Origin of the sequence: Proteus hauseri (assembly GCF_040139125.1) — a bacterium.
In the GTDB taxonomy this organism is placed as follows: Bacteria; Pseudomonadota; Gammaproteobacteria; order Enterobacterales; family Enterobacteriaceae; genus Proteus; species Proteus hauseri_B.
Genome location: NZ_JBEEUB010000018.1, coordinates 1 through 25239 on the forward strand (window position 1 = coordinate 1; position 25239 = coordinate 25239).

General features: G+C 41.9%; 44 protein-coding genes. 38 read left to right on the forward strand and 6 right to left on the reverse strand.

Going from position 1 to position 25239, the window contains the following annotated elements; genetic code table 11:
* The 33 genes from ABN099_RS18515 to ABN099_RS18675 all read left to right on the forward strand — a co-directional run.
* A partial coding sequence (locus ABN099_RS18515) for an elongation factor Tu (protein ID WP_072105683.1) occupies window positions 1-66 on the forward strand: 66 nt, incomplete at its 5' end.
* A 143-nt stretch (window positions 67-209) separates the two neighbouring features.
* Window positions 210-407, forward strand: coding sequence for a bacterioferritin-associated ferredoxin (gene bfd, locus ABN099_RS18520; RefSeq protein ID WP_349465888.1), 198 nt, complete (start codon window positions 210-212; stop codon window positions 405-407).
* Between the two features lie 79 nt (window positions 408-486).
* Entirely contained in the window at window positions 487-960 is a 474-nt protein-coding gene (gene bfr, locus ABN099_RS18525) for a bacterioferritin (RefSeq protein WP_349465889.1), read from the forward strand.
* 361 nt (window positions 961-1321) lie between these two features.
* On the forward strand, window positions 1322-1633 hold the full coding sequence (gene rpsJ, locus ABN099_RS18530) for a 30S ribosomal protein S10 (protein ID WP_001181005.1): 312 nt from the start codon (window positions 1322-1324) through the stop codon (window positions 1631-1633).
* A gap of 32 nt (window positions 1634-1665) precedes the next feature.
* Complete coding sequence (gene rplC / locus ABN099_RS18535; RefSeq protein WP_064718505.1) at window positions 1666-2295, forward strand: 50S ribosomal protein L3; 630 nt, start codon at window positions 1666-1668, stop codon at window positions 2293-2295.
* 16 nt (window positions 2296-2311) lie between these two features.
* Window positions 2312-2917, forward strand: a complete 606-nt coding sequence (gene rplD, locus ABN099_RS18540) for a 50S ribosomal protein L4 (protein ID WP_023583466.1) — start codon at window positions 2312-2314, stop codon at window positions 2915-2917.
* Complete coding sequence (gene rplW, locus ABN099_RS18545) at window positions 2914-3216, forward strand: 50S ribosomal protein L23 (RefSeq protein WP_004246962.1); 303 nt, start codon at window positions 2914-2916, stop codon at window positions 3214-3216. Before rplD ends, rplW begins: the two co-directional genes overlap by 4 nt.
* A gap of 19 nt (window positions 3217-3235) precedes the next feature.
* Window positions 3236-4060, forward strand: a complete 825-nt coding sequence (gene rplB / locus ABN099_RS18550; RefSeq protein ID WP_349465890.1) for a 50S ribosomal protein L2 — start codon at window positions 3236-3238, stop codon at window positions 4058-4060.
* Between the two features lie 14 nt (window positions 4061-4074).
* Window positions 4075-4353, forward strand: coding sequence for a 30S ribosomal protein S19 (gene rpsS, locus ABN099_RS18555; protein ID WP_004246960.1), 279 nt, complete (start codon window positions 4075-4077; stop codon window positions 4351-4353).
* 14 nt (window positions 4354-4367) lie between these two features.
* Window positions 4368-4700 (forward strand): 50S ribosomal protein L22, encoded by a 333-nt coding sequence (gene rplV, locus ABN099_RS18560; protein WP_064718509.1) that lies wholly within the window; start codon window positions 4368-4370, stop codon window positions 4698-4700.
* Window positions 4701-4717: 17 nt separating this feature from the next.
* The gene (gene rpsC / locus ABN099_RS18565; protein WP_349465891.1) at window positions 4718-5419 is read left to right on the forward strand and encodes a 30S ribosomal protein S3; all 702 of its coding nucleotides are present in this window, start codon (window positions 4718-4720) and stop codon (window positions 5417-5419) included.
* 12 nt (window positions 5420-5431) lie between these two features.
* Window positions 5432-5842 carry a 50S ribosomal protein L16 gene (gene rplP, locus ABN099_RS18570; protein ID WP_006535500.1) on the forward strand — a complete coding sequence of 137 codons (411 nt, stop codon included), beginning with the start codon at window positions 5432-5434 and terminating at the stop codon, window positions 5840-5842.
* Entirely contained in the window at window positions 5842-6033 is a 192-nt protein-coding gene (gene rpmC / locus ABN099_RS18575) for a 50S ribosomal protein L29 (protein ID WP_064718511.1), read from the forward strand. The genes rplP and rpmC overlap by 1 nt, the downstream gene beginning before the upstream one ends.
* Window positions 6033-6287, forward strand: coding sequence for a 30S ribosomal protein S17 (rpsQ, locus tag ABN099_RS18580; protein WP_064718512.1), 255 nt, complete (start codon window positions 6033-6035; stop codon window positions 6285-6287). Before rpmC ends, rpsQ begins: the two co-directional genes overlap by 1 nt.
* 176 nt (window positions 6288-6463) lie before the next feature.
* On the forward strand, window positions 6464-6835 hold the full coding sequence (rplN, locus tag ABN099_RS18585; protein WP_004246955.1) for a 50S ribosomal protein L14: 372 nt from the start codon (window positions 6464-6466) through the stop codon (window positions 6833-6835).
* A gap of 10 nt (window positions 6836-6845) precedes the next feature.
* Window positions 6846-7160: a 50S ribosomal protein L24 gene (rplX, locus tag ABN099_RS18590; protein ID WP_064718513.1), complete on the forward strand. Its 315-nt coding sequence runs from the start codon at window positions 6846-6848 to the stop codon at window positions 7158-7160.
* A 13-nt stretch (window positions 7161-7173) separates the two neighbouring features.
* Window positions 7174-7713 carry a 50S ribosomal protein L5 gene (gene rplE, locus ABN099_RS18595; RefSeq protein ID WP_349465892.1) on the forward strand — a complete coding sequence of 180 codons (540 nt, stop codon included), beginning with the start codon at window positions 7174-7176 and terminating at the stop codon, window positions 7711-7713.
* Between the two features lie 12 nt (window positions 7714-7725).
* Window positions 7726-8031, forward strand: coding sequence for a 30S ribosomal protein S14 (rpsN, locus tag ABN099_RS18600; protein WP_006535503.1), 306 nt, complete (start codon window positions 7726-7728; stop codon window positions 8029-8031).
* A gap of 32 nt (window positions 8032-8063) precedes the next feature.
* Complete coding sequence (rpsH, locus tag ABN099_RS18605) at window positions 8064-8456, forward strand: 30S ribosomal protein S8 (RefSeq protein WP_004246950.1); 393 nt, start codon at window positions 8064-8066, stop codon at window positions 8454-8456.
* Between the two features lie 14 nt (window positions 8457-8470).
* Window positions 8471-9004, forward strand: a complete 534-nt coding sequence (rplF, locus tag ABN099_RS18610; RefSeq protein WP_349465893.1) for a 50S ribosomal protein L6 — start codon at window positions 8471-8473, stop codon at window positions 9002-9004.
* A 9-nt stretch (window positions 9005-9013) separates the two neighbouring features.
* Window positions 9014-9367, forward strand: a complete 354-nt coding sequence (rplR, locus tag ABN099_RS18615) for a 50S ribosomal protein L18 (RefSeq protein ID WP_064718516.1) — start codon at window positions 9014-9016, stop codon at window positions 9365-9367.
* A 14-nt stretch (window positions 9368-9381) separates the two neighbouring features.
* Complete coding sequence (rpsE, locus tag ABN099_RS18620) at window positions 9382-9882, forward strand: 30S ribosomal protein S5 (RefSeq protein WP_023583472.1); 501 nt, start codon at window positions 9382-9384, stop codon at window positions 9880-9882.
* Between the two features lie 5 nt (window positions 9883-9887).
* Entirely contained in the window at window positions 9888-10067 is a 180-nt protein-coding gene (gene rpmD / locus ABN099_RS18625; protein ID WP_036914634.1) for a 50S ribosomal protein L30, read from the forward strand.
* A 3-nt stretch (window positions 10068-10070) separates the two neighbouring features.
* The gene (rplO, locus tag ABN099_RS18630; protein ID WP_064718517.1) at window positions 10071-10505 is read left to right on the forward strand and encodes a 50S ribosomal protein L15; all 435 of its coding nucleotides are present in this window, start codon (window positions 10071-10073) and stop codon (window positions 10503-10505) included.
* A 7-nt stretch (window positions 10506-10512) separates the two neighbouring features.
* Window positions 10513-11835 (forward strand): preprotein translocase subunit SecY, encoded by a 1323-nt coding sequence (secY, locus tag ABN099_RS18635; protein ID WP_006535510.1) that lies wholly within the window; start codon window positions 10513-10515, stop codon window positions 11833-11835.
* Between the two features lie 42 nt (window positions 11836-11877).
* Window positions 11878-11994, forward strand: coding sequence for a 50S ribosomal protein L36 (rpmJ, locus tag ABN099_RS18640; protein ID WP_071788572.1), 117 nt, complete (start codon window positions 11878-11880; stop codon window positions 11992-11994).
* A gap of 147 nt (window positions 11995-12141) precedes the next feature.
* On the forward strand, window positions 12142-12498 hold the full coding sequence (gene rpsM, locus ABN099_RS18645; protein ID WP_004249689.1) for a 30S ribosomal protein S13: 357 nt from the start codon (window positions 12142-12144) through the stop codon (window positions 12496-12498).
* 16 nt (window positions 12499-12514) lie between these two features.
* Entirely contained in the window at window positions 12515-12904 is a 390-nt protein-coding gene (gene rpsK, locus ABN099_RS18650) for a 30S ribosomal protein S11 (RefSeq protein WP_004388621.1), read from the forward strand.
* 36 nt (window positions 12905-12940) lie between these two features.
* Window positions 12941-13561, forward strand: a complete 621-nt coding sequence (rpsD, locus tag ABN099_RS18655; protein WP_004246942.1) for a 30S ribosomal protein S4 — start codon at window positions 12941-12943, stop codon at window positions 13559-13561.
* Between the two features lie 25 nt (window positions 13562-13586).
* Window positions 13587-14576 carry a DNA-directed RNA polymerase subunit alpha gene (locus ABN099_RS18660; protein WP_006535513.1) on the forward strand — a complete coding sequence of 330 codons (990 nt, stop codon included), beginning with the start codon at window positions 13587-13589 and terminating at the stop codon, window positions 14574-14576.
* A 37-nt stretch (window positions 14577-14613) separates the two neighbouring features.
* The gene (gene rplQ / locus ABN099_RS18665) at window positions 14614-15000 is read left to right on the forward strand and encodes a 50S ribosomal protein L17 (protein ID WP_004246940.1); all 387 of its coding nucleotides are present in this window, start codon (window positions 14614-14616) and stop codon (window positions 14998-15000) included.
* Between the two features lie 289 nt (window positions 15001-15289).
* Complete coding sequence (zntR, locus tag ABN099_RS18670; RefSeq protein ID WP_349465894.1) at window positions 15290-15703, forward strand: Zn(2+)-responsive transcriptional regulator; 414 nt, start codon at window positions 15290-15292, stop codon at window positions 15701-15703.
* Window positions 15704-15758: 55 nt separating this feature from the next.
* Entirely contained in the window at window positions 15759-15965 is a 207-nt protein-coding gene (locus ABN099_RS18675) for an alternative ribosome-rescue factor A (protein ID WP_349465895.1), read from the forward strand.
* 3 nt (window positions 15966-15968) lie between these two features.
* Here ABN099_RS18675 and mscL read toward each other — a convergent pair whose 3' ends face one another.
* The 5 genes from mscL to def all read right to left on the reverse strand — a co-directional run bounded on the left by mscL (window position 15969) and on the right by def (window position 20844).
* Window positions 15969-16376, reverse strand: coding sequence for a large-conductance mechanosensitive channel protein MscL (gene mscL, locus ABN099_RS18680; protein WP_349465896.1), 408 nt, complete (start codon window positions 16374-16376; stop codon window positions 15969-15971).
* A gap of 121 nt (window positions 16377-16497) precedes the next feature.
* The gene (gene trkA / locus ABN099_RS18685; RefSeq protein ID WP_349465897.1) at window positions 16498-17874 is read right to left on the reverse strand and encodes a Trk system potassium transporter TrkA; all 1377 of its coding nucleotides are present in this window, start codon (window positions 17872-17874) and stop codon (window positions 16498-16500) included.
* Window positions 17875-17987: 113 nt separating this feature from the next.
* Window positions 17988-19256: a 16S rRNA (cytosine(967)-C(5))-methyltransferase RsmB gene (gene rsmB, locus ABN099_RS18690; protein WP_349465898.1), complete on the reverse strand. Its 1269-nt coding sequence runs from the start codon at window positions 19254-19256 to the stop codon at window positions 17988-17990.
* 92 nt (window positions 19257-19348) lie between these two features.
* Window positions 19349-20296: a methionyl-tRNA formyltransferase gene (gene fmt / locus ABN099_RS18695; protein WP_349465899.1), complete on the reverse strand. Its 948-nt coding sequence runs from the start codon at window positions 20294-20296 to the stop codon at window positions 19349-19351.
* A gap of 23 nt (window positions 20297-20319) precedes the next feature.
* Window positions 20320-20844 (reverse strand): peptide deformylase, encoded by a 525-nt coding sequence (def, locus tag ABN099_RS18700; RefSeq protein WP_349465900.1) that lies wholly within the window; start codon window positions 20842-20844, stop codon window positions 20320-20322.
* A gap of 129 nt (window positions 20845-20973) precedes the next feature.
* Here def and dprA point away from each other — a divergent pair, with 129 nt between their 5' ends.
* Genes dprA through ABN099_RS18725 form a run of 5 tightly spaced genes read left to right on the forward strand, consistent with a single transcriptional unit; the run spans window position 20974 to window position 24340 of the window.
* Window positions 20974-22110: a DNA-processing protein DprA gene (dprA, locus tag ABN099_RS18705; protein ID WP_349465901.1), complete on the forward strand. Its 1137-nt coding sequence runs from the start codon at window positions 20974-20976 to the stop codon at window positions 22108-22110.
* A gap of 18 nt (window positions 22111-22128) precedes the next feature.
* Window positions 22129-22686, forward strand: a complete 558-nt coding sequence (locus ABN099_RS18710; RefSeq protein ID WP_349465902.1) for a DNA topoisomerase family protein — start codon at window positions 22129-22131, stop codon at window positions 22684-22686.
* Window positions 22679-23248 carry an L-threonylcarbamoyladenylate synthase type 1 TsaC gene (gene tsaC, locus ABN099_RS18715; RefSeq protein ID WP_349465903.1) on the forward strand — a complete coding sequence of 190 codons (570 nt, stop codon included), beginning with the start codon at window positions 22679-22681 and terminating at the stop codon, window positions 23246-23248. The genes ABN099_RS18710 and tsaC overlap by 8 nt, the downstream gene beginning before the upstream one ends.
* Before the next feature lie 7 nt (window positions 23249-23255).
* Window positions 23256-24080, forward strand: a complete 825-nt coding sequence (gene aroE, locus ABN099_RS18720) for a shikimate dehydrogenase (protein ID WP_349465904.1) — start codon at window positions 23256-23258, stop codon at window positions 24078-24080.
* Entirely contained in the window at window positions 24077-24340 is a 264-nt protein-coding gene (locus ABN099_RS18725) for a DUF1488 family protein (protein WP_349465905.1), read from the forward strand. Before aroE ends, ABN099_RS18725 begins: the two co-directional genes overlap by 4 nt.
* On the opposite strand, the gene ABN099_RS18730 is transcribed toward ABN099_RS18725, so the two are convergent.
* Window positions 24316-24879 (reverse strand): gamma carbonic anhydrase family protein, encoded by a 564-nt coding sequence (locus ABN099_RS18730; protein ID WP_349465906.1) that lies wholly within the window; start codon window positions 24877-24879, stop codon window positions 24316-24318. The two genes, ABN099_RS18725 and ABN099_RS18730, sit on opposite strands and share 25 nt — an antisense overlap.
* Window positions 24880-25239: the final 360 nt, after the last annotated feature.

Consider the following 25239-nt stretch of genomic DNA (forward strand, 5'->3'; position numbering starts at 1 on the left):
CGTTTCGCTATCCGTGAAGGTGGCCGTACAGTAGGTGCAGGTGTTGTTGCTAAAGTATTAAGTTAATTTCTAACTTATTGCTTGAAGAGGGCATCAAATGATGCCCTTTTTTGTTTTTGTATATTGAGTGATAAATGCTCAAATAGAAATTGAAATAATAATAGTTATCATTTACTATTCTGCGATGAGTAGTCAATGAGGTTGTTATTATGTATGTATGTCTTTGTCATGGTGTTAGCGATAAGAAAATTCTGTCAACTATCCATCAGCATCAAATTCGCACGATTAATGAATTGCGACAAATTCTTCCTGTAGGAAGTTGTTGTGGCAAATGCATACGTCAAGCTCGTCAACTCATCGACAATGAGCAGCCCGCTCTTTATTCTCAAATTTCTAAAGTTGCATAATAAAATTTAGTATTCCTTCCTCTCCATTAATTGTTTAAACGGTCTACACTAAAAAGACTGGAAGCAAAGGAGCATAAAAATGAAAGGTGATAAAAAAATGATAGCCCACCTTAATAAATTATTAGGTGGCGAGCTTGTTGCAATAAATCAGTACTTCTTACATGCCCGTATGTTTAAAAATTGGGGGTTAACCCGTCTGAATGACATGGAATATCATGAATCAATCGATGAGATGAAACATGCTGATAAATATATCGAGCGCATTTTATTTTTAGAGGGTCTTCCTAACTTACAAGATTTGGGCAAGCTCAATATTGGTGAAGATGTTGAAGAGATGCTACGTTCTGACCTTGAGTTGGAATTAGGTGGTGCAAAAGACCTTCGTGAAGCCATTGCTTATGCCGATTCAATTCATGATTATGTCAGCCGTGACCTAATGTTAGAAATATTAACAGATGAAGAAGGGCATATTGATTGGATTGAAACCCAATTAGAACTTATTGAGAAGATTGGAATTCAAAATTACCTTCAAGCGCAGATTATTGAAGAATAATGACGTTTGTTTAATGATAATAAAGAGAAAAATACCACTCTCTCATTGTTCTCTTAGTGAAGAATAATATTAATTTTAGAAGCAGCTTCGGCTGCTTTTTCTTTTTATTTAGAAAAATGAAACAAATTATTATCGATGATTTTTTATTCTCAGCTTGATTTCATCTCTCAGGCAAGTATAATGCGCAGGCTCACTGATTTAGTGAGGCTGATTTATCAGCTAATGCAGATCTTATATTGCATTAAATATAATACTCCCAATTGGGGAGTTATATGCAGAACGATTACACTCTCTCATCAATCGAAATGGGTACGAGTAGTGATCATTTACGTTTATAAAAAATAGTTGGAGCTCTGGTCTCATGCAGAACCAAAGAATCCGTATCCGCCTGAAAGCTTTTGATCATCGTCTGATTGATCAATCAACTGCGGAAATCGTAGAGACTGCTAAGCGCACTGGTGCGCAAGTTCGTGGTCCAATCCCACTGCCGACTCGCAAAGAGCGTTTCACAGTGTTGATTTCTCCGCACGTTAATAAAGATGCGCGTGATCAGTATGAAATTCGCACTCACAAACGTCTGGTTGACATCGTTGAGCCAACCGAGAAAACCGTTGATGCTCTGATGCGTCTGGATCTGGCTGCCGGCGTAGACGTGCAGATCAGCCTAGGTTAATCAGGTCATCAAGCGATTGAGAGGTTGAAACAATGATTGGTTTAGTCGGTAAAAAAGTAGGAATGACTCGTATCTTCACTGAAGATGGCGTTTCAATCCCTGTAACCGTTATCGAAATTGAAAACAACCGTGTGACTCAGGTCAGAGATCTGGAGAAAGACGGTTATCGTGCCATTCAGGTGACTACTGGTAGCAAAAAAGCTAACCGTGTACTGAAACCTGAAGCTGGTCATTTTGCTAAAGCTGGTGTTGAAGCTGGCCGCTTACTGCGTGAATTCCGTCTGAGTGAAGGCGAAGAATACACAGCAGGGCAAAGCATTAGTGTAGAAATTTTCGCTGACGTTAAAAAAGTCGACGTTACTGGAACATCTAAAGGTAAAGGTTTTGCTGGTACTGTAAAGCGCTGGAACTTCCGTACTCAAGATGCTACCCATGGTAACTCCTTGTCTCACCGTGTTCCGGGTTCTATCGGTCAAAACCAGACTCCGGGTAAGGTGTTTAAAGGCAAGAAAATGGCAGGTCAACTGGGTAACGAACAAGTTACCGTTCAGAGCCTGGAAGTAGTACGTGTTGACGCTGAGCGCAACCTGCTGCTGGTCAAAGGTGCTGTACCAGGTGCAACTGGCAGTGACCTGATCGTTAAACCAGCTGTCAAGGCGTAACGTCGAGGAGATAGGAATGGAATTGGTAATGAAAGACGCGCAAGGCGCGCTGACTGTTTCCGAAACTACCTTCGGGCGTGACTTTAACGAAGCGCTTGTGCACCAAGTAGTCGTTGCATACGCTGCTGGTGCTCGTCAAGGTACTCGTGCTCAGAAAACCCGTGCTGAAGTTTCTGGTTCAGGCAAAAAGCCATGGCGCCAGAAAGGTACAGGTCGTGCACGTTCAGGTTCAATCAAGAGCCCAATTTGGCGCTCTGGTGGTGTTAGCTTCGCAGCTAAACCACAGGACCACAGTCAAAAAGTAAACAAAAAGATGTACCGTGGTGCTCTTAAGAGCATTCTGTCAGAATTGGTACGTCAAGATCGTCTGATTGTCGTTGAGAAGTTCTCTGTAGAAGCGCCTAAAACTAAGCTGCTGGCACAGAAACTGAAAGATATGGCTCTGGAAGATGTTCTGATTATCACCGCTGATGTAGATGAGAATCTGTATTTAGCAGCACGCAACTTATATAAAGTTGACGTACGTGATGCAGCAACAATCGACCCAGTTAGCTTAATCGCCTTCGACAAAGTCGTCATGACTGCTGACGCTGTGAAGCAAGTTGAGGAGATGCTGGCATGATCCGTGAAGAACGTCTGCTGAAAGTACTGCGCGCGCCGCACGTATCTGAAAAAGCTTCTATCGCGATGGAAAAATCAAACACCATCGTTCTCAAAGTTGCCAAAGACGCGACCAAAGCAGAGATTAAAGCAGCTGTACAAAAACTGTTTGAAGTCGAAGTTGAAAGTGTTAACACTCTGCTAATGAAAGGCAAAGTGAAACGTCACGGTCAGCGTATTGGTCGTCGTAGCGACTGGAAAAAAGCTTACGTCACCCTGAAGGAAGGCCAGAATTTGGACTTCGTCGGCGGCGCTGAGTAAGTCGGAGGAGTAAAGAACAATGGCAATTGTTAAATGTAAACCTACGTCTCCGGGCCGTCGCCACGTAGTTAAAGTGGTAAACCCAGAGCTGCATAAAGGGAAACCTTATGCACCGTTGCTTGAAAAAAGCAGCAAAACCGGTGGTCGTAACAACAATGGTCGTATCACCACTCGTCATATCGGTGGTGGTCACAAACAGGCTTACCGTATTGTTGACTTTAAACGCAACAAAGATGGTATCCCTGCGACAGTAGAGCGTTTGGAATATGATCCAAACCGTTCAGCAAACATCGCTTTAGTGCTGTATGCTGATGGTGAACGCCGCTACATTCTGGCTCCAAAAGGCCTGAAAGCAGGTGATAAAGTTCAGTCTGGCGTTGATGCTGCAATCAAAGCTGGTAACACCTTACCAATGCGTAATATCCCGGTTGGTTCTACAGTTCATAACGTAGAAATGAAACCAGGTAAAGGTGGTCAATTAGCTCGTTCAGCTGGTACTTATGTTCAGATCGTTGCTCGTGATGGTGCTTATGTAACTATCCGTCTGCGTTCTGGTGAAATGCGTAAGGTTCCATCTGACTGCCGTGCGACTATCGGTGAAGTTGGTAACTCTGAACATATGTTACGCGTTCTGGGTAAAGCCGGTGCAAGCCGCTGGCGTGGTATTCGCCCTACCGTTCGTGGTACTGCGATGAACCCAGTTGATCACCCACATGGTGGTGGTGAAGGTCGTAACTTTGGTAAACACCCTGTAACACCTTGGGGCGTTCAAACCAAAGGTAAGAAGACTCGTAAAAACAAACGCACTGAACACTTTATCGTTCATCGTCGTACTAAGAAATAATTAGAGGATAAGCCATGCCACGTTCTCTCAAGAAAGGTCCTTTCATTGACCTGCACTTGCTGAAGAAGGTAGAGAAAGCGGTGGAAAGCGGTGACAAGAAGCCTGTTAAGACTTGGTCCCGTCGTTCAACGATCTTTCCTAACATGATCGGTTTGACCATCGCTGTCCATAATGGTCGTCAGCATGTTCCAGTTTACGTTTCCGACGAAATGGTTGGACATAAACTGGGTGAATTCGCGCCGACCCGTACTTATCGCGGTCATGCAGCCGATAAAAAGGCTAAGAAAAAATAAGGTAGGAGGAAGAGATGGAAACTATAGCTATGCATCGCCACGCTCGTTCTTCTGCTCAGAAGGTTCGCCTAGTGGCAGACCTGATTCGCGGTAAGAAAGTGTCGCAAGCTCTGGAAACCCTGACCTATACCAACAAGAAAGCTGCTGGTTTAGTGAAGAAAGTACTTGAGTCTGCTATTGCTAACGCAGAACACAACGATGGCGCTGATATTGATGATCTGAAAGTAGCTAAGATCTTTGTTGACGAAGGTCCTTCTATGAAGCGCATTATGCCTCGTGCAAAAGGCCGTGCAGATCGTATTCTGAAGCGCACCAGCCACATCACTGTGGTTGTGTCTGATCGCTGAGACTCTGGAGACTAGCAATGGGTCAAAAAGTACATCCTAATGGTATCCGCCTTGGCATTGTCAAGCCTTGGAATTCCACATGGTATGCGGGTACCAATGAATTCGCTGACAACCTAGACAGCGATTTTAAAGTACGCCAGTACTTAACTAAAGAACTGGCAAAAGCATCTGTATCTCGTATCGTTATCGAGCGTCCTGCAAAAAGCATTCGTGTGACTATTCACACTGCTCGCCCAGGCATCGTTATCGGTAAAAAAGGTGAAGATGTTGAAAAACTGCGTAAAAACGTAGCGAATATCGCTGGCGTTCCTGCGCAAATTAATATCGCCGAAGTACGTAAACCTGAACTAGACGCAAAATTAGTTGCTGACAGCATCACTTCACAGCTGGAACGTCGTGTTATGTTCCGTCGTGCTATGAAGCGTGCAGTACAGAACGCAATGCGTTTGGGCGCTAAAGGTATCAAAGTGGAAGTAAGTGGTCGCTTAGGCGGCGCTGAAATCGCTCGTACTGAATGGTATCGTGAAGGTCGTGTACCGCTGCATACTCTGCGTGCGGACATTGACTACAATACCTCAGAAGCACAAACCACTTATGGTGTGCTCGGCGTTAAGGTATGGATCTTCAAAGGTGAGATCCTGGGTGGTATGGCTGCAGTTGAACAGGCGGAAAAACCGGCTGCTCAACCTAAAAAGCAGCAGCGTAAAGGCCGCAAGTAAGGAGAGTCGCTGATGTTACAACCAAAGCGTACAAAATTCCGTAAAGTGCACAAAGGCCGTAACCGTGGCCTAGCTGCTGGTGCGGATGTAAGCTTCGGGACTTACGGTCTTAAAGCTGTGGGCCGTGGTCGTCTGACTGCACGTCAGATCGAAGCGGCACGTCGTGCAATGACCCGTGCAGTTAAGCGTCAGGGTAAAATCTGGATCCGTGTGTTCCCAGACAAACCAATCACTGAAAAGCCGCTCGAAGTCCGTATGGGTAAAGGTAAAGGTAACGTTGAGTATTGGGTTGCCTTAATTCAGCCAGGTAAAGTCCTGTATGAAATGGATGGTGTGCCTGAAGAACTGGCCCGTGAAGCATTCAAGCTGGCGGCAGCAAAACTGCCTATCAAAACCACCTTTGTAACTAAGACGGTGATGTAATGAAAGCAAAAGAGCTGCGCGAAAAGAGCGTTGAAGAGCTGAACACAGAATTGCTGAATTTACTGCGCGAGCAGTTTAATCTGCGCATGCAGACAGCAAGTGGTCAGTTACAACAGTCTCATCTGTTGAAACAAGTGCGTCGTAATATCGCACGTGTTAAGACTTTACTGACTGAGAAGGCGGGTGCGTAATGACCGATAAAATCCGTACTCTGCAAGGTCGTGTGGTAAGTGACAAAATGGAAAAATCTATTGTTGTTGCTATCGATCGTATGGTGAAACATCCATTATATGGTAAGTTCATCCGTCGTACGACCAAAATGCATGTACATGACGAGAACAACGAATGTGGAATTGGTGACGTAGTAGAAATTCGTCAAACACGTCCACTGTCCAAGACTAAATCTTGGGCGTTAGTTCGCGTTGTAGAAAAAGCTGTTCTGTAATAAAATAGCCTTTTCGTACGAAATAAACGGCTCTAAAGTGAACGAGCCGTTTATTTTTTCTGTCCATAGCGAGAATGTGGTGTTATAATGCCGCTCCCTCGTATTATGGGATATTGAACGGCCTCTTCTAATGTGGAAGTGGCTCAGTAGTAGTTGACATTTAGCGGAGCACTAAAATGATCCAAGAACAGACTATGCTGAACGTGGCCGACAACTCCGGTGCACGTCGCGTAATGTGTATCAAGGTTCTAGGTGGCTCGCACCGTCGCTACGCAGATGTAGGTGACATCATCAAAATTACCATCAAGGAAGCAATTCCACGTGGTAAAGTTAAAAAAGGTGATGTACTGAAAGCGGTAGTGGTGCGCACCAAGAAGGGTGTTCGTCGCCCTGACGGTTCTGTCATTCGCTTCGATAGTAATGCTTGTGTATTGTTAAACAACAATAGTGAGCAGGTTATCGGTACGCGTATTTTTGGGCCGGTGACTCGTGAACTTCGTAACGAGAAGTTTATGAAAATTATATCTCTGGCACCTGAAGTACTCTAAGGAGCAGGCAATGGCAGCGAAAATCCGTCGTGAAGACGAAGTTATCGTGCTAACTGGGAAAGACAAAGGTAAGCGCGGTAAAGTAAAACAGGTTCTTTCTTCTGGTAAAGTTATCGTTGAAGGTATCAATCTGGTTAAAAAACATCAGAAGCCGGTTCCGGCGCTGAATCAACCAGGTGGCATCGTTGAAAAAGAAGCTGCAATTCAAGTTTCTAACGTTGCACTCTTCAATGCGGCAACCGGCAAGGCTGACCGTGTAGGTTTTAGATTCGAAGACGGCAAAAAAGTTCGTTTCTTCAAGTCTAATAAAGAAACTATCAAGTAATTTGGAGTATACGATGGCGAAACTGCATGATTACTATAAAGACGAGGTAGTCCAAAAACTGATGACTCAGTTTGGTTACCATTCTGTCATGCAAGTCCCTCGGGTCGAGAAGATCACCCTGAATATGGGTGTTGGTGAAGCGATTGTTGATAAAAAACTGCTGGACAATGCAGCAGCTGACTTAGCAGCAATCTCAGGTCAAAAACCTTTGATCACCAAAGCACGCAAATCTGTTGCAGGCTTCAAAATCCGTCAGGGCTATCCGATCGGCTGTAAAGTGACCCTGCGTGGCGAACGCATGTGGGAGTTCTTTGAACGCCTGATCTCTATTGCTGTACCACGTATCCGTGACTTCCGTGGTTTGTCCGCTAAATCATTTGATGGACGTGGTAACTACAGCATGGGCGTGCGTGAACAAATCATCTTCCCTGAAATCGATTACGATAAAGTGGATCGTGTTCGTGGTTTGGATATTACCATTACTACGACTGCGGGTTCTGATGATGAAGGTCGCGCACTGTTAGCAGCGTTTAACTTCCCGTTCCGCAAGTAAGGCAGGGCATTCATGGCTAAGAAATCTATGAAAGCACGTGATGTAAAACGTGCAAATTTAGCTGAGAAATTCTTCGCAAAACGCGCAGAACTGAAAGCTATCGTTTCGGATGTAAACGTATCTGATGAAGATCGTTGGAATGCTGTTCTGAAACTGCAAACTATGCCACGTGATTCAAGTCCTTCACGTCAGCGTAACCGCTGCCGTCAAACTGGACGTCCGCACGGTTTCCTGCGGAAATTTGGCCTCAGCCGTATTAAAGTCCGTGAAGCCGCAATGCGCGGTGAAATCCCGGGCCTTAGAAAGGCTAGCTGGTAATTACCATAATTGAATCACGGGAGTAAAGACAGATGAGCATGCAAGATCCCATCGCGGATATGCTGACCCGTATCCGTAACGGTCAGGCCGCGAATAAAGTTGCGGTCACAATGCCTTCCTCCAAGCTGAAAGTGGCGATTGCCAACGTGCTTAAGGAAGAAGGTTATATTGAAGATTTTAAAATTGAAGGCGACACTAAGCCAGAATTGGAAATCACTTTAAAATATTTCCAAGGTAAGGCTGTAGTAGAAAGCATTCAGCGCGTAAGCCGCCCAAGTCTGCGAATCTATAAAAGAAAAGATGAGCTGCCACAAGTTATGGCAGGACTGGGTATCGCTGTTGTTTCTACCTCAAAAGGTGTTATGACTGATCGTGCAGCTCGCCAAGCAGGTCTTGGTGGCGAGATTATCTGCTACGTAGCTTAATTCGGGAGGAAAGAATGTCTCGTGTGGCAAAAGCACCCGTCGTCATTCCTGCCGGCGTAGAGGTTAAACTCAACGGTCAGGTAATTACGATTAAGGGTAAAAACGGCGAGCTTACTCGTACTATCCACAATGCAGTTGAAATTCAACATGCTGACAACCAATTAACTTTCGCTCCGCGTGAAGGTTATGCAGATGCATGGGCACAGGCGGGTACTACTCGTTCTCTGTTAAATGCAATGGTTGTGGGTGTTACCGAAGGCTTCACTAAAAAACTGCAACTGGTTGGTGTAGGTTATCGTGCGTCTATTAAAGGCAATGCAGTTAACTTAGCGGTTGGTTTTTCACATCCAGTGGAACACGAACTGCCAGCAGGCATCACTGCAGAATGTCCATCACAAACTGAAATCATACTGAAAGGTGCTGATAAGCAAGTGATTGGTCAAGTAGCAGCAGAACTGCGTGCCTACCGTCGCCCTGAGCCTTATAAAGGTAAAGGTATTCGTTACGCCGACGAAGTTGTGCGTATCAAAGAGGCTAAGAAGAAGTAAGGTAACACTATGGATAAGAAAGCAGCTCGTATCCGTCGTGCGACCCGCGCACGCCGCAAGCTCCAGGAACTGGGTGCGACTCGCCTGGTGGTACATCGTACCCCACGCCATATTTATGCGCAGGTTATTGCACCAAACGGTTCTGAAACTTTGGTGGCCGCTTCTACTACAGAAAAAGCTATCATTGAGCAACTGAAAAACACTGGAAACAAAGACGCCGCAGCAGTAGTTGGTAAAATTGTTGCTGAACGTGCACTGGAAAAAGGTATCAAAGTAGTATCATTTGACCGTTCCGGTTTCCAATATCATGGTCGAGTCCAGGCACTGGCAGATGCTGCCCGTGAAGCTGGCCTTCAGTTCTAAGGTAGGAGTGTAAGATGGCTCACATCGAGAAACAAGCTGGCGAACTGCAGGAAAAGCTGATCGCGGTAAACCGCGTATCTAAAACCGTTAAAGGTGGTCGTATTTTTAGCTTCACCGCACTTACAGTTGTTGGTGATGGCAATGGCCGCGTTGGTTTCGGATATGGCAAAGCTCGCGAAGTTCCGGCAGCAATCCAGAAAGCGATGGAAAAAGCCCGTCGCAATATGAAAACCGTCGCTTTAAATAACGGTACTCTGTTCCACCCTGTAAAAGGTACCCACACAGGATCTCGCGTATTTATGCAGCCTGCTCACGAAGGTACTGGTATTATCGCAGGTGGTGCAATGCGTGCAGTTCTAGAAGTGGCTGGCGTTCGTAACGTACTGGCTAAAACCTATGGTTCCACAAACCCGATTAACGTGGTTCGTGCAACACTGGACGCTTTAGATAGCATGAAGTCTCCAGATATGGTCGCAGCTAAGCGTGGTAAATCCGTTGAAGAAATTCTGGGGTAATGACCATGGCTAAGACTATTAAAATTACTCAAACACGCAGCTTAATCGGCCGTCTGCCTAAACATAAGGCAACTATGACTGGTTTAGGACTGCGTCGCATCGGTCACACTGTAGAACGCGAAGATACACCAGCGGTTCGCGGTATGATCAACTTGGTTTCCTATATGGTTAAAGTTGAGGAGTAAGAGATGCGTTTAAATACTCTGTCTCCGGCTGAAGGTGCCAAGCATGCGCCTAAACGTGTAGGTCGTGGTATCGGTTCTGGCTTAGGTAAAACTGGCGGCCGTGGTCACAAAGGTCAGAAGTCTCGTTCTGGCGGTGGCGTACGTCGTGGTTTTGAAGGCGGCCAGATGCCTTTATATCGTCGTTTACCAAAATTTGGTTTTACTTCACGTAAATCATTCGTGACTGCGGAAATCCGTCTGTCTGATTTGGCTTATGTTGAAGGCGATGTAATCGATCTGAATGCACTGAAAGCCGCAAACGTTGTTGGCCCACAGATTGAATATGCGAAAGTTATTCTTTCTGGTGAGGTTAACCGTGCAGTGACTATTCGTGGTCTGCGTGTTACCAAAGGTGCCCGTGCAGCAATCGAATCAGCTGGCGGTAAAATTGAGGAATAAGTGACAGATGGCTAAACAACCAGGGTTAGATTTTCAGAGTGCTAAAGGTGGTGTAGGTGAACTAAAACGCAGACTTTTGTTTGTTCTTGGTGCACTAATTGTCTTTAGGATTGGCTCTTTTATTCCTATCCCTGGTATTGATGCCACTGTGCTTGCCAAATTGCTCGATCAGCAAAAAGGCACCATCATTGAAATGTTTAACATGTTCTCTGGTGGTGCTCTTAGCCGTGCTTCTATCTTTGCGCTGGGTATCATGCCTTATATTTCGGCATCGATTATTATCCAACTTTTATCAGTGGTTAACCCTCGGTTAGCAGAGATTAAGAAGGAAGGGGAGGCGGGTCGTCGTAAGATCAGCCAATATACCCGATATGGTACTTTGGTGCTGGCGATATTCCAATCTATTGGTATCGCAACCGGCTTACCGAATATGCCAGGAATGCAAGGTCTGGTGATCAACCCAGGTCTTCCATTCTATATTACGGCTGTTGTGAGCTTAGTCACGGGAACAATGTTCCTAATGTGGTTAGGTGAGCAAATCACTGAACGTGGTATTGGTAACGGTATCTCAATTATTATCTTTGCGGGTATCGTTGCAGGCCTTCCGCCTGCCATTGGTCAAACCATCGAGCAGGCACGGCAAGGCGAACTGCACTTCCTCCTGTTATTGTTGGTTGCAGTATTGGTGTTCGCGGTAACGTTCTTTGTTGTTTTTGTAGAAAGAGGACAACGTCGTATCGTTGTTAACTATGCAAAACGTCAACAAGGGCGTAGAATATACGCGGCACAAAGTACACATCTACCACTTAAAGTAAATATGGCGGGTGTTATACCAGCAATTTTTGCTTCAAGTATTATCCTGTTTCCTGGTACAATAACCTCTTGGTTTGGCGATGGTACAGGGTGGGGTTGGCTGACAACGATTTCATTGAATCTACAGCCTGGTCAACCTATTTATGTGTTACTATACGCTGCTGCAATCATATTCTTCTGTTTCTTCTATACGGCGTTGGTTTTCAACCCAAGAGAAACGGCAGATAACCTGAAGAAGTCCGGTGCATTTGTACCAGGAATTCGCCCGGGAGAGCAGACGGCTAAATATATAGATAAAGTTATGACTCGCTTAACCTTAATCGGTGCGTTGTATATTACCTTTATCTGTCTCATCCCGGAGTTCATGCGTGACGCAATGAAAGTACCTTTCTATTTTGGTGGTACTTCACTCTTAATCGTGGTTGTTGTCATCATGGATTTTATGGCTCAAGTGCAAACTCTCCTGATGTCAAGTCAGTATGAGTCTGCATTGAAAAAAGCAAACCTTAAAGGTTAATAACTGCTAAGTAGTTTGTTTTAGAAGTTACGGAGAGTAAAAATGAAAGTTCGTGCTTCCGTCAAGAAAATGTGCCGTAACTGCAAAATTGTTAGACGTCACGGTCACGTGCGTGTAATTTGCAGCGTCGAGCCTAAGCATAAACAGCGTCAAGGCTAATTTATTGCATTTTTTTCTTGCAAAGTTCGGTTGAGCTGGCTAAATTAGCCAGCCCAATCTTTTTATAATATGTACAGTATTGTTTGAGTATCCTGAAAACGGGCTTTTCAGAATGGTACTGTATAATTGCTAATTTAGGAGTGCATAGTGGCCCGTATAGCAGGCATTAACATTCCTGATCATAAACATACCGTAATCGCTTTAACATCGATTTACGGCATCGGTAAGACTCGTTCACAGGCTATCTGTGAAGCTACGGGTATTGCTGAAAATGTTAAGATCAGTGAGCTGTCTGAAGAGCAAATCGACAAGCTGCGTGACGAAGTTGCCAAATACGTTGTAGAAGGTGATCTACGTCGTGAAGTTACCCTGAGCATCAAACGTCTGATGGATCTTGGTACTTATCGTGGTTTACGTCATCGTCGTGGTCTACCAGTTCGCGGTCAGCGTACTAAGACCAATGCACGTACCCGTAAGGGTCCGCGTAAGCCGATCAAGAAATAATCGGGGTATTTGAACAATGGCAAAAGCACCTGTTCGTGCACGCAAGCGTGTAAGAAAACAAGTCTCTGACGGTGTGGCTCATATCCATGCTTCTTTCAACAACACAATCGTTACTATTACAGATCGTCAAGGTAACGCGTTGGGTTGGGCTACCGCTGGTGGTTCCGGTTTCCGTGGTTCTCGTAAGTCAACTCCGTTTGCAGCTCAAGTCGCAGCAGAACGTTGTGCTGAAGCTGTTAAAGAGTACGGAATTAAGAACCTGGAAGTTATGGTTAAAGGACCTGGTCCTGGTCGTGAGTCAACTATCCGTGCGTTAAACGCGGCTGGTTTCCGCATCACTAATATTACTGATGTGACTCCGATTCCTCATAACGGTTGTCGTCCACCGAAAAAACGTCGCGTTTAATAACGTTTTCGTTTTTAGGAAAGTTGGAGAAAGAAAATGGCAAGATATTTGGGTCCTAAGCTCAAGCTGAGCCGCCGCGAAGGTACAGATTTATTCTTAAAATCTGGCGTTCGGGCGATTGACACCAAGTGTAAACTGGAACAAGCACCAGGTCAGCACGGCGCACGTAAACCACGTCTGTCTGATTACGGTGTTCAGTTACGTGAAAAACAAAAAGTTCGTCGTATTTACGGTGTTCTAGAACGTCAATTCCGTAACTACTACAAAGAAGCAACACGTCTGAAAGGCAACACAGGTGAAAACCTGCTGACTCTGCTGGAAGGTCGTCTGGATAACGTTGTTTATCGTATGGGCTTTGGCGCAACTCGCGCAGAAGCACGTCAGATGGTTAGCCATAAAGCAATCATGGTAAATGGTCGCGTGGTTAACATTGCTTCTTATCAGGTTTCCCCGAATGACGTAGTCAGCGTTCGTGAAAAATCGAAAAAACAGTCTCGTATCAAGGCTGCTTTAGAGCTGGCTGAACAGCGTGAAAAGCCAACATGGCTGGAAGTTGATGCTGCTAAAATGGAAGGTGTGTTCAAACGTATTCCTGAACGTACTGACCTGTCTGCTGACATTAACGAGCACCTGATCGTCGAGCTTTACTCCAAGTAAGGCTTAGCACCAAAGAGAGGACACAATGCAGGGTTCTGTGACAGAGTTTCTAAAACCGCGCCTGGTTGATATCGAGCAAGTGAGTTCGACGCACGCCAAGGTGACCCTTGAGCCATTAGAGCGAGGCTTCGGCCACACTCTTGGTAACGCACTGCGCCGTATTCTGCTTTCGTCTATGCCGGGTTGTGCGGTAACAGAGGTTGAGATTGATGGTGTACTGCATGAGTACAGCACCAAAGAAGGTGTTCAGGAAGATATCCTAGAAATACTGCTCAACCTTAAGGGGTTGGCGGTAAAAGTTCATGGTAAAGATGAAGTTATTCTTACTTTGAGCAAATCTGGCATTGGCCCTGTTATTGCAGCCGATATCATCCATGACGGTGATGTCGAAATCGTCAAGCCGCAGCACGTTATCTGCCACCTTACAGACGAGAACGCATCTATTAATATGCGTATCAAAGTTCAGCGTGGTCGTGGATATGTGCCGGCTTCTGCCCGAATTCATTCGGAAGAAGATGAGCGCCCTATCGGTCGCCTATTAGTAGACGCGTGCTATAGCCCAGTTGAGCGTATCGCTTATAATGTGGAAGCAGCTCGTGTTGAACAGCGTACCGACTTGGATAAGCTGGTAATCGAGATGGAAACTAACGGTACTATCGATCCAGAAGAATCGATTCGCCGTGCAGCGACTATCCTGGCCGAACAGCTTGAAGCTTTTGTTGACTTACGTGATGTTCGTCAACCTGAAGTTAAAGAAGAGAAGCCAGAGTTCGATCCGATCCTGCTGCGCCCAGTTGACGATCTTGAATTGACTGTCCGCTCTGCTAACTGTCTGAAGGCAGAAGCAATCCACTACATCGGTGATCTGGTACAGCGTACTGAAGTTGAATTACTTAAGACGCCTAACCTCGGTAAAAAATCTCTTACCGAGATTAAAGACGTACTGGCGTCTCGTGGACTATCTCTTGGCATGCGCCTTGAGAATTGGCCACCTGCAAGTATCGCTGATGAATAAGATCACAGGTTAAGGTTTTACTGAGAAGGATAAGGTCATGCGCCATCGTAAGAGTGGTCGTCAATTGAACCGCAACAGCAGCCATCGTCAGGCTATGTTTCGTAACATGGCAGGTTCTTTAGTTCGTCATGAGATAATCAAGACAACTTTGCCAAAAGCGAAAGAACTGCGTCGCGTCGTTGAGCCGCTGATTACTCTTGCCAAGACCGACAGCGTAGCTAATCGTCGTCTGGCATTCGCCCGTACTCGTGATAACGAAGTCGTGGCAAAACTGTTTACAGTATTAGGTCCGCGTTTTGCGAGCCGTGCAGGTGGTTACACTCGTATTCTGAAGTGTGGCTTCCGTGCTGGTGACAACGCTCCAATGGCTTACATTGAGCTTGTTGACCGTGCTGATTCTGAAACAGAAGCAGCAGCTGAATAATTTTATTATTATTTAGTGCAGTGAATAAAAAAACCGGATTTTTTAATCCGGTTTTTTTACTTTTATAATATAATCTTTTTTGAAAAGACCTTCTTTCTGCTCTCGCTTTATTTTCTTTGCTTACTATTGAGTTGTATCATAATTACTTCTGCTAACTCCATCATACTGCTATGCTTTTAACATAGGCATAAATAGAGATCAAAATGTTATTTTTAGCATCGCACTATCTTTCAATTCTATGTTTGATTATAAGTTATACTTACTGGCAATTAATGCTGAGGAATGATCCATGTACCGTATTGGACAAGTTGCAAAGTTAGCTAATGTGACAACAGATACAATCCGTTTCTATGAAAAGCAAGGATTGATGGATCACGATAGGCGCACAGAAGGTGGTTATCGCCTTTATACAGAGAAAGATTTACAGCGTCTGCGCTTTATTCGTTATGCTAAAGAATTAGGTTTTACTTTAGATGCAATTACTGAATTATTATCTATACGCGTAGATCCAGCGCACCACACTTGTGTGGAATCAAAGCATATAGTTGATGCAAGGCTTGTTGAAGTTGAAATTCGACTTAAAGAAATGGAAAGAATGCGTGACTCACTAAAAATGTTAAGTGATGCTTGCTGTGGTAGTGCCCATGAAAGTACTTACTGTTCTATTTTAGAAATACTTGAATCCGGTGCTACAAAGCAATAATATCTATTTTATAAGTACTACTTATTTATGTTCTTTAATAATCTTAGAGGTTTTTATGTCTAGCAAATATCAGCATCAAAAAGGTGTGATTAAAGATAATGCTTTAGCTGCACTTGTTCATGATCCACTATTTAGACAGCGAGTAGAGAAAAATAAGAAAGGCAAAGGGAGTTTTATGAGAAAAGATAAACACAATAAGAAAGGTAACTGGGAGGCCAGTGATAACAAAAATTTTTTTCAATTGTTATCACTGGCTTTTTAGTTTTTATTTTTGCTGATTTTTCAATAAATCACGAATTTCAGTTAATAAAGTCTCTTCAGCTGAAGGTGCTGGTGGTGCTTTAGGGGCTTCCTCTGCTTGGCGACGTGTTTTGTTAATTAACTTAATTGCACAGAAAATAGCAAATGCAACAATAGCAAAATCAAAGACCGTCTGAATAAACATACCGTAATTTAGTACAACAGCAGGAACATCTGCACTCGCGTCTCTTAATATAAGACTAAACTGTTTAAAATCAATACCACCTATCAATAAACCTAATGGCGGCATGATAATATCAGCAACTAATGAGGAAACAATTTTCCCAAAGGCTGCCCCGATAATGACACCGACTGCCATATCGACAACGTTACCTTTCATTGCAAATTCACGAAATTCTTTGAAAAAAGCCATAGCTACCCCTTAGTTGTATCAAAATAGAATTATTATGTGAAAATTTAGTATCTGACATGATAATAATAATAGTAGACCATAATAAGTAACAATGACTATTATTCTTATTTCTATAAAATTTCTATAAGAAAAATGGACTAGGTTGGAAAAGCTTCTCTACTTCAGGCACATATTTTTTGTCAGTAATAAACATAATAACGTGATCACCTTGCTCAATTGAGTGGCTTGCGTTAGCAATAATCACATCTTCATTCCTTACAATGGCACCAATAATCGTTCCTGGTGGTAGCTTTATATCTTGAATACGTCTACCAACTACTTTTGATGTATTTTCATCACCATGTGCTACCGCTTCTATCGCTTCGGCAACACCCCGACGTAATGATGATACACTGACAATATCGGCTTTACGTACATGCCCCAATAAAGCTGAAATAGTTGCTTGTTGTGGTGAAATGGCAATATCAATCACACCACCTTGAACCAAATCAACATAAGCACTACGCTGAATAAGAACCATCGCTTTTTTTGCCCCCATTCGTTTAGCTAACATAGCTGACATAATATTAGCTTCATCATCATTGGTTAGAGCGATGAAAACATCAATTTGTTCTATATGCTCTTCTGCGAGTAGTTCTTGATCGGATGCATCACCATAAAAAACAATGGTATCATGAAGTAGTTCAGCAAGTTCGGTTGCACGTTGTTGATTATGTTCGATTAATTTTACACTATAATCTTTTTCTAATCTTGCCGCTAAGCCAGCACCTACATTACCGCCACCAACAATCATAATTCGTTTATAAGGTTTTTCTAGGCGCTGTAACTCACTCATGACTGCTCGAATGTGTTGAGATGCGACAACAAAAAAAACTTCATCACCAGCTTCAATGATTGTTGAACCTTGAGGGCGGATAGGTCTGTCTTGGCGAAAGATTGCAGCAACACGAGTATCTATATGTGGCATATGATCGCGTAAAGTTGATAATGCGTTACCAACTAAAGAGCCACCATAATAGGCTTTTACTGCAACAATACTCACTTGCCCTTCAGCGAAATTAACAACTTGTAATGCGCCTGGATATTGAATGAGCTTGTAAATGTAATCAATTACCAAATGTTCTGGTGATATAAGGTAATCAATAGGAATAGCTTCAGGTAAAAAAAGTTTATCCGATTCACGAACAAACTCTGAAGCTCGGATTCGGGCAACTTTATTTGGTGTGTTAAATAGGGTGTAAGCTACTTGGCAGGCAATCATGTTGGTTTCATCTGAGTTGGTAACAGCAACTAACATGTCAGCATCCTCAGCACCTGCTTCTCTTAATACTCTTGGGTGTGAGCCATGACCATTAACTACTCTTAAATCGAATTTGTCTTGAAGTTGACGTAAACGTGCAGCATCAGTATCAACGACAGTAATATCATTATTTTCACCGACAAGATTTTCAGCAAGAGTTCCACCAACTTGTCCTGCGCCTAATATAATAATTTTCATCGATGTTTCTCAGAGTATTTAGTTAACAAGTAGAAAATAAAACGCAGGATCTTAGCGATCTTGCGTTGAAATAGTAGCTTCTTTTAGATCTGATATCATCTTTTATCACAAAGTTAGATTTTCTTGATCACTGCATAAAAGAATCCATCGCCACCATTAGCTTCAGGTAAGCATTGGTTTTGGTAATGGCATTGAGCATCCTTTGTAGAGGACAAGAACATCTCAACTTGTTGACTATTTTCTTCTGGTAAAATAGAGCAGGTTGCATAAACCAATGTGCCACCTGATTTTAAATATGGCCATATAGCAAGTAAAATTTCTTTCTGGATCTGTGCTAGTTGTGCAATATCTTCATTACGGCGAAGCCACTTAATATCAGGATGGCGGCGAATAACGCCAGTTGCAGAGCAAGGTGCATCAAGAAGTATTCGGTCAAACTGCATATCTGAACACCACTGTTCAGGGTAACGACCATCACCACTTTTTACAGTCGCATGTTGCTTTAGACGGCTTAGGTTTTCTTTCACGCGGCTAAGACGTTGCTCATCAATATCGACTGCTAGCACTTGAGCTTGGGGTGCTATCTCTAAAATATGCGTGGTTTTACCACCAGGCGCTGCACATAAATCGAGGATCTGTTCTTTATTTTCGGGCGCTAATAATTCAGCACAACGTTGAGCAGAACGGTCTTGTACAGTAACCCAACCTTCATCAAATCCAGGTAACATATTCACATTACATGGAGTTTCTAAACGAAGTGCATAAGGATGAGATTCATCAGCGATAGCGGCAATATCTTCTTTCTTAAGCAAAGCAAGGTATTCATCTTGTGAATGATGAATTTGATTAACTCGTAACCACATTGGTGGTTTTTGATTATTACCCTCAACAATCATTTCCCATTGCTCAGGATAAGCTTGTTTTATACGAGTTAATAACCATGAAGGATGTAAAAAACGATTTTCACTATTTTGAAATCGTTCATTTAAGATATCTTGCTGGCGCTGAAATTGGCGTAATACACCATTAATCAGTCCCTTCAGTTGTGGTTTTTTTAATGCAACGGCGCCATTAACTGTTTCAGCTAAAGCTGCGTGTGCAGGAATACGTGTATATAAAATTTGATATAGCCCTACCATAATGAGGTAGTGCAAGATACGTTGCTTACCTTTAAGCGGTTTATCCATAAGCTGCTGGATAGTCCACTCTAATTGAGGCAGTGTACGTAAAGTACCGAAACAGAGCTCTTGTAATAAAGAACGATCTTTATCAGCAATGTTTTTCTGTAATTCAGGGATTACAGTACTTAGTGATAGGCCTTGGTCTAAAACTTGACTGATTGCTTTCGCCGCAATACTACGTATGTTGTATGACGTTTTCATAATGAGTTAACGTTTGATATTTAGCGCCAGAGATAAAAATATCGGCGTGAAAAAAGGAAAACCCTGATATGTTTTATCAGGGTTTAGAATTGTTATTCAATGACTTTTCCGGGCGTAAACCAGTCCCGTTTAGAGTTTAGAAAATCTGCAGATGTCATTGGTTTTTTACCTGATGGTTGAAGCTCTAAAATATTTAGAGTTCCTTCACCTGTCGCTATATAAATGCCAGTTTTATCTGCTTTTAGCAACATGCCTGGTGTTTGATTAGTTTCATCTGCAATTACTTGTGCCTTCCAAACTTTTACAGGTTGATCATCTAGCATAAAAAAGCTCATGGGCCATGGGTTGAATGCCCTAATGCATCGTTCTATCTGTTGTGCTGATAATGACCAATCAATTCTAGCTTCTTCTTTTGATAATTTTTGTGCGTAATTCGCTAAATTATCATCTTGTTTTTCAGCGTTTAGTTTTCCAGCAGTAATTAAGTCTAATGTACTAATTAAGGCTTTAGGTCCTAAATCGGCTAGTTTTTCATAGAGTGATGAACTTGTATCTTCACTAGTGATAGGGCACGCTGATTTATACAGCATATCTCCAGTATCAAGTCCAATATCCATTTGCATAATAGTGACACCGGTTTCTTTATCACCAGCCCAAAGAGCGCGTTGAATAGGTGCAGCACCTCTCCATTTAGGCAAAAGAGAACCATGAACATTTAGACAGCCTAAACGAGGAATATCGAGTACTGCTTTAGGAAGGATCATTCCATAAGCAACAACAATCATAATGTCAGCTTGTTGTTCTTTAATCCATTCATGGTGTTCTATTGGTTTTAAAGACGCAGGTTGATAAACAGGAATATTGTTTTCTAGCGCGAGTTCTTTAACTGGGCTAAAAGTCAGCTTCTTACCTCTTCCTGCGGGTTTATCGGGAGGCGTAAGTACTCCCACAACACGATGTTGAGTTGATAACAATGCAGCTAAATGTCGTGCTGCAAAATCGGGTGTTCCCGCAAAAATAATACGTAATGAATCAGACACGTTTTCTTCCTGTTTCAATTTAATTACTGTCCTGCTTTAGCTCTTTTTTTATCTAACTTATCTAACTTTTCAACTTTCTGGCGGATACGTTGACGTTTAAGTGGAGATAAATAATCTACAAATAGCTTACCAACTAAATGATCCATTTCATGTTGAATACATATAGCTAATAGGTCATCAGCTTCTAATTCAAATGGCTGACCATTGTAATCAAGCGCTTTAACTCTTACTCGTTCTGCTCGAGGTACAAAAGCTCGCTGTTCTGGAATAGATAAACAACCTTCTTCTATACCTGTATCACCATCAGAATCAAGAAGCTCAGGATTTATCAGTACTAGTTTTTGGTCTCTGTTCTCAGAGACATCAATGACGATAATGCGCTGGTGGATATCCACCTGTGTTGCTGCTAGCCCAATACCTTCTTCTAAATACATCGTTTCAAACATATCATCGATGATCTTTTGAATTTCAGCATTAACTTTTTCGACAGGCTTTGCAATCGTGCGAAGGCGCTCGTCTGGATAATGTAATACGTGTAACACGGTCATAGTTTATTCGGACTGTTTCTAAAATGTGAATGAGATTTAACGTCTATTCTAGACATTTATTGTCTAGATTGACAGTATTGGGTGGCTTAGCACTCACCCTGTTTGTTAAAAATAACGCTAGGATAATGCATGGATGCAAGAGAAATATGGATAAGACTAAATGCTATTTCAAGATTGCCAATTAATAAAGTTATTCAATTAGTCAGTCATCTACAAAGTTTATCACGAGTAAATGATAAACAATTAAAAGCTTGTGGGCTATCAGAACTGCAATGTAGCCAATTTATGAGGCTTCATATAGATTCTGTCAGAAATACATTAAATTGGTTAGATAAAAATGAGTCATCTCTATTAACAATCGCTGATCCCGATTATCCGCCTTTATTAAAGCAGATTTCATCCCCACCTCTTTTGCTTTTTGTTGCAGGTGATAGAAAACACTTATCAAACAATCAAATAGCATTAATAGGTAGTCGTAATGCAACACATTATGGAACTAAATGGGCAACTTATTTTGCTCGAGAACTAGTAAATGAAGGTATTACTATTACAAGTGGACTTGCTCAAGGTATTGATGGTGTGGGTCATCGTAGTGCTTTAAAAAATAAAGGGGTTACTATTGCTGTATTAGGAAGTGGTTTAGAGCATATTTATCCTTCCTTTCATTATTCACTTGCTTTGCAAATCAAAGAGAGTGGTCTTCTTGTTTCTGAATATTTACCTAATACTCCACCGTTAGCGCGCCATTTTCCACAGCGAAATAGAATTATCAGTGGATTAAGCTCGGCATTATTAATTATTGAAGCCGGAATAAAAAGTGGCTCTTTAATCACCGCTAACTATGCCTTACAGCAAGGAAAAGAGTTATTTGTTTTACCCGGTTTATTAGGTGATGTTCATTTTGAAGGAAATCATCAACTTATTAAGCAGGGAGCAAACTTAGCATCTTTACCCAGTGATATTTTGGAGTATTTAAATAGTTCATTACAGTGGCTTTCTACTAATGATGATATATATACGCAACCAACATTATTTACATCTCAATCTAGTGTTTCGAAAGACACAAGAAATAAGCCATTAAATAGTATTCAACAGCAAGCTATTGATACTATATTACCCATTCTACGCTTTGATGAAGCGACACCCATTGATATCATTGCCAATCATAGTGAGTTATCAACATCTGATTTAGCTCCTCTTTTATTAGAGCTTGAGCTTATTGAAAAAATAGCTATTGTGGCTGGTGGCTATACTAGATTGGAATAAGTGTAATGAGGTATAACAATGGCAAAAAACATGCCGTTTACACAACAAAATGAACAAGAAAAATGTCCTGAATGTGGTCATGCATTGGTTATGAAAAATGGTGGACATGGCCCTTTTTTAGGATGCTCTACTTATCCAACATGTCACTATATAAAAACCTTAAAACCTCAAGGTGATGGTCAAATTATTAAAGTGTTAGAAGGTCAACCTTGTCAGTGTTGTGGTGCTGACTTAGTTTTGCGTCAAGGTAAGTTTGGTATGTTTATTGGTTGTAGCCGCTACCCAGAGTGTGAACATATAGAACAAATAGATAAACCTGATGAAACCATCATTCATTGTCCGCAATGTAAAAATGGTAAATTATTACAACGTAAATCAAGGTTTGGTAAGACTTTTTATGCGTGTAATCAATATCCTGATTGCCAGTTTGTACTAAATAATAATCCCATTTCAGGTGAGTGTGAGTATTGTCATTATCCATTATTGATGGAAAAAAGGTCTTCTCAGGGAGTAAGATTAGTCTGCGCCAGCAAATTATGTGGAAAGCAACAAACAAAAAGAGAAGAACATGAATAATGAAGCATCACCTGTAAATAATAGCATTGTAACTGCATTAAAGAATAATCAAGTCATCGCATATCCAACAGAAGCCGTGTTTGGTTTAGGTTGTGATCCAGATAGTGAACAAGCTGTAATGGCATTATTAGCGTTAAAACAAAGACCGATTGAAAAAGGGTTAATTTTAATTGCTGATAGCTATGAACAACTAAAACCTTATATTGATGATAGCGTGCTGACACAAACACAACGTGAAAGAATGTTTGAGTCGTGGCCAGGACCTGTTACTTGGGTTATCCCTGCAAGAGCGTCTACACCTAAATGGTTAACTGGGCAATTCTCTTCATTAGCCGTGAGAGTGACAGATCATAAATTGGTTAAAGCATTATGTCTTGCCTATGGTAAGCCTCTCGTTTCTACAAGTGCTAATTTAAGTGGTTTTCCTCCTTGCCGCACGGTTGAAGAAGTCGATAGCCAATTTCAAAATAGTATTCCTGTCCTAAATGGCGCAGTGGGTGGAAGACAAAATCCATCTGAAATTCGGGATGCGCTGACGGGTGAGTTATATAGACAAGGATAACCATGTAATGGAAAAATATTCTGTATTAGGAAATCCTATTGAGCATAGCCAGTCACCCTTTATTCACCAGTTTTTTTCAAAGCAAACTGGTATACAGTATGACTACGGTCGCTTATTGGTACCTTTTGGTGAGTTTGAAAAAACAGCCAGCCACTTTTTTGCTCAAGGCGGGCAAGGTGCTAATGTCACTGTTCCCTTTAAAGAAGATGCTTTCCGCTTTGTTGATAGTTTAACGGCAAGAGCAAAAGGATGTGGGGCGGTTAATTCAATCAAAAAATTAAAAGATGGCTCATTGCTTGGGGATAATACCGATGGGCAAGGTCTTATTCTTGATCTTGCCAGACTCGATTTTATTGTTCCGGGTAAAGTATTATCTGTGCTCGTTATTGGTGCTGGTGGAGCAACAAGAGGAATATTACTTCCATTATTAGAATATGATTGTGATATCACTCTTACCAATCGTACTTTTTCAAAAGCTGAACAATTAGCTCAGGAATTCAGTCAATTCGGTCTAATTAGAGCAGTACCTACACAAGATGTTGCTGATAGATATTATGATTTAATTATAAATGCATCTTCATCAAGTATGATGAATGAGATCCCGCCGGTTCCAAATGATGTTTACGATTATGAAACAGCTTGCTATGACCTTTATTACCAAACAGGAATAACTTCATTTTTATATCATGCATTACAACATGGTAGTACACGGTTATCTGATGGGCTGGGAATGCTTGTCGGACAAGCCGCCTATGCGTTTGAGTTATGGTATGATTTTGTTCCTGAAATGGATCCAGTTCTTAATGTATTAAGAGAAAAGTTAAATCAATGAACCAATCTATCCAATTTCCAGATCGTGAAGCGTGGTTGGCAAGGGAAAGAAAAGTTCTTTTCCCTGTAATGATTAATGGAATGTTATTTGATTGCCAAATCACTGAAGATGAATTGATTAAACGCTTTGGTGATAATGAAAATGGTTTAATACTGTTTCAGCAAAATCGCTGGGAAATAGAAGAAGAGTTTGAAGAGTTGATTGCGAATAATGATTTATCAACTCTTCATCCTATCTACTCTTTACTAATGGAAGAGTGAGTTGCTGTTAAGTAGTCATTTTTCCATTTCACATAATTATTAGCAGAGTAGATGAGCCCATCTATTTCTGCTGGTGATAAAGGACGAATTTTTTTTACGGGACTACCTAAATAAAGAAAACCGCTTTCGAGTCGCTTTCCTGGGGGAACAAGACTCCCTGCACCAATCATCACATCATCTTCAATAACTGCTCCATCCAGTAATATTGATCCCATGCCCACTAATACTCGATTACCAATAACACACCCATGCAACATTGCTTTATGTCCTATGGTGACATCATTGCCAATAATAAGAGGAAAACCGACTGTGTTATCTTTAGATGCATGAGATACATGAAGTACAGAGCCATCTTGAATATTCGTTCTCATTCCAATGTTAATGTAGTTTACATCTCCACGGATAACGACCATTGGCCATACGCTTACATCTTTGTCTAAGCGAACATCTCCAATAACAGTTGCTGTTTCGTCAATAAAAACATTGTCATTAATAGAAGGGGAGAGATTCAAATAGTTTCTAATGGTGGAATGTCTCATTTGTTACTCCAAACTTGATATAGAAATACATAATGGAAGAAAGCATAACAGTCGTCGTCTCTTATTTTCTATTTTAGAGTGTAAAATTTAAGAGTATTACTCAATAGGCGCGTGGAATTACCTATAAAATAAGATTGCGGATAGACAAAGTAATTAAAAAATGTATATTTTTTAGCCTAGCAAGAGGCTTGTTGTATCAAAAATAGACGTAAAGTTTAAAAAGAGAACGAACAGAAAAAAAATCACAATAAACACTTGCGCTAATCCGAGATCTCCCTATAATGCGCATCCACTGACCCACGATGAGCTGACAACAGCCTCGAAGGAAAGTGAAGAGAAAAAGAAAAAAGTTTGAAAAAA

Bases quoted from the DNA above. Each gene is read 5' to 3' on its own strand.
- ABN099_RS18725 (WP_349465905.1), top strand. From the start codon at position 24,077: ATGAACCAATCTATCCAATTTCCAGATCGTGAAGCGTGGTTGGCAAGG.
- secY (WP_006535510.1), top strand. From the start codon at position 10,513: ATGGCTAAACAACCAGGGTTAGATTTTCAGAGTGCTAAAGGTGGTGTA.
- rplQ (WP_004246940.1), top strand. From the start codon at position 14,614: ATGCGCCATCGTAAGAGTGGTCGTCAATTGAACCGCAACAGCAGCCAT.
- rsmB (WP_349465898.1), bottom strand. From the start codon at position 19,256: ATGAAAACGTCATACAACATACGTAGTATTGCGGCGAAAGCAATCAGT.
- rplE (WP_349465892.1), top strand. From the start codon at position 7,174: ATGGCGAAACTGCATGATTACTATAAAGACGAGGTAGTCCAAAAACTG.
- ABN099_RS18730 (WP_349465906.1), bottom strand. From the start codon at position 24,879: ATGAGACATTCCACCATTAGAAACTATTTGAATCTCTCCCCTTCTATT.
- rpsK (WP_004388621.1), top strand. From the start codon at position 12,515: ATGGCAAAAGCACCTGTTCGTGCACGCAAGCGTGTAAGAAAACAAGTC.
- ABN099_RS18675 (WP_349465895.1), top strand. From the start codon at position 15,759: ATGTCTAGCAAATATCAGCATCAAAAAGGTGTGATTAAAGATAATGCT.
- ABN099_RS18660 (WP_006535513.1), top strand. From the start codon at position 13,587: ATGCAGGGTTCTGTGACAGAGTTTCTAAAACCGCGCCTGGTTGATATC.
- dprA (WP_349465901.1), top strand. From the start codon at position 20,974: ATGGATGCAAGAGAAATATGGATAAGACTAAATGCTATTTCAAGATTG.
- mscL (WP_349465896.1), bottom strand. From the start codon at position 16,376: ATGGCTTTTTTCAAAGAATTTCGTGAATTTGCAATGAAAGGTAACGTT.
- rplN (WP_004246955.1), top strand. From the start codon at position 6,464: ATGATCCAAGAACAGACTATGCTGAACGTGGCCGACAACTCCGGTGCA.
- rplF (WP_349465893.1), top strand. From the start codon at position 8,471: ATGTCTCGTGTGGCAAAAGCACCCGTCGTCATTCCTGCCGGCGTAGAG.
- rpsQ (WP_064718512.1), top strand. From the start codon at position 6,033: ATGACCGATAAAATCCGTACTCTGCAAGGTCGTGTGGTAAGTGACAAA.
- ABN099_RS18710 (WP_349465902.1), top strand. From the start codon at position 22,129: ATGGCAAAAAACATGCCGTTTACACAACAAAATGAACAAGAAAAATGT.
- rpsS (WP_004246960.1), top strand. From the start codon at position 4,075: ATGCCACGTTCTCTCAAGAAAGGTCCTTTCATTGACCTGCACTTGCTG.
- rplX (WP_064718513.1), top strand. From the start codon at position 6,846: ATGGCAGCGAAAATCCGTCGTGAAGACGAAGTTATCGTGCTAACTGGG.
- rpmJ (WP_071788572.1), top strand. From the start codon at position 11,878: ATGAAAGTTCGTGCTTCCGTCAAGAAAATGTGCCGTAACTGCAAAATT.
- rplO (WP_064718517.1), top strand. From the start codon at position 10,071: ATGCGTTTAAATACTCTGTCTCCGGCTGAAGGTGCCAAGCATGCGCCT.
- rpmC (WP_064718511.1), top strand. From the start codon at position 5,842: ATGAAAGCAAAAGAGCTGCGCGAAAAGAGCGTTGAAGAGCTGAACACA.
- rplB (WP_349465890.1), top strand. From the start codon at position 3,236: ATGGCAATTGTTAAATGTAAACCTACGTCTCCGGGCCGTCGCCACGTA.
- rplV (WP_064718509.1), top strand. From the start codon at position 4,368: ATGGAAACTATAGCTATGCATCGCCACGCTCGTTCTTCTGCTCAGAAG.
- rplR (WP_064718516.1), top strand. From the start codon at position 9,014: ATGGATAAGAAAGCAGCTCGTATCCGTCGTGCGACCCGCGCACGCCGC.
- def (WP_349465900.1), bottom strand. From the start codon at position 20,844: ATGACCGTGTTACACGTATTACATTATCCAGACGAGCGCCTTCGCACG.
- bfr (WP_349465889.1), top strand. From the start codon at position 487: ATGAAAGGTGATAAAAAAATGATAGCCCACCTTAATAAATTATTAGGT.
- rpsH (WP_004246950.1), top strand. From the start codon at position 8,064: ATGAGCATGCAAGATCCCATCGCGGATATGCTGACCCGTATCCGTAAC.
- tsaC (WP_349465903.1), top strand. From the start codon at position 22,679: ATGAATAATGAAGCATCACCTGTAAATAATAGCATTGTAACTGCATTA.
- rpsC (WP_349465891.1), top strand. From the start codon at position 4,718: ATGGGTCAAAAAGTACATCCTAATGGTATCCGCCTTGGCATTGTCAAG.
- rpsD (WP_004246942.1), top strand. From the start codon at position 12,941: ATGGCAAGATATTTGGGTCCTAAGCTCAAGCTGAGCCGCCGCGAAGGT.
- trkA (WP_349465897.1), bottom strand. From the start codon at position 17,874: ATGAAAATTATTATATTAGGCGCAGGACAAGTTGGTGGAACTCTTGCT.
- rpsJ (WP_001181005.1), top strand. From the start codon at position 1,322: ATGCAGAACCAAAGAATCCGTATCCGCCTGAAAGCTTTTGATCATCGT.
- rpsE (WP_023583472.1), top strand. From the start codon at position 9,382: ATGGCTCACATCGAGAAACAAGCTGGCGAACTGCAGGAAAAGCTGATC.
- aroE (WP_349465904.1), top strand. From the start codon at position 23,256: ATGGAAAAATATTCTGTATTAGGAAATCCTATTGAGCATAGCCAGTCA.
- rplP (WP_006535500.1), top strand. From the start codon at position 5,432: ATGTTACAACCAAAGCGTACAAAATTCCGTAAAGTGCACAAAGGCCGT.
- rplW (WP_004246962.1), top strand. From the start codon at position 2,914: ATGATCCGTGAAGAACGTCTGCTGAAAGTACTGCGCGCGCCGCACGTA.
- rpsN (WP_006535503.1), top strand. From the start codon at position 7,726: ATGGCTAAGAAATCTATGAAAGCACGTGATGTAAAACGTGCAAATTTA.
- zntR (WP_349465894.1), top strand. From the start codon at position 15,290: ATGTACCGTATTGGACAAGTTGCAAAGTTAGCTAATGTGACAACAGAT.
- rplD (WP_023583466.1), top strand. From the start codon at position 2,312: ATGGAATTGGTAATGAAAGACGCGCAAGGCGCGCTGACTGTTTCCGAA.
- rpmD (WP_036914634.1), top strand. From the start codon at position 9,888: ATGGCTAAGACTATTAAAATTACTCAAACACGCAGCTTAATCGGCCGT.
- bfd (WP_349465888.1), top strand. From the start codon at position 210: ATGTATGTATGTCTTTGTCATGGTGTTAGCGATAAGAAAATTCTGTCA.
- rplC (WP_064718505.1), top strand. From the start codon at position 1,666: ATGATTGGTTTAGTCGGTAAAAAAGTAGGAATGACTCGTATCTTCACT.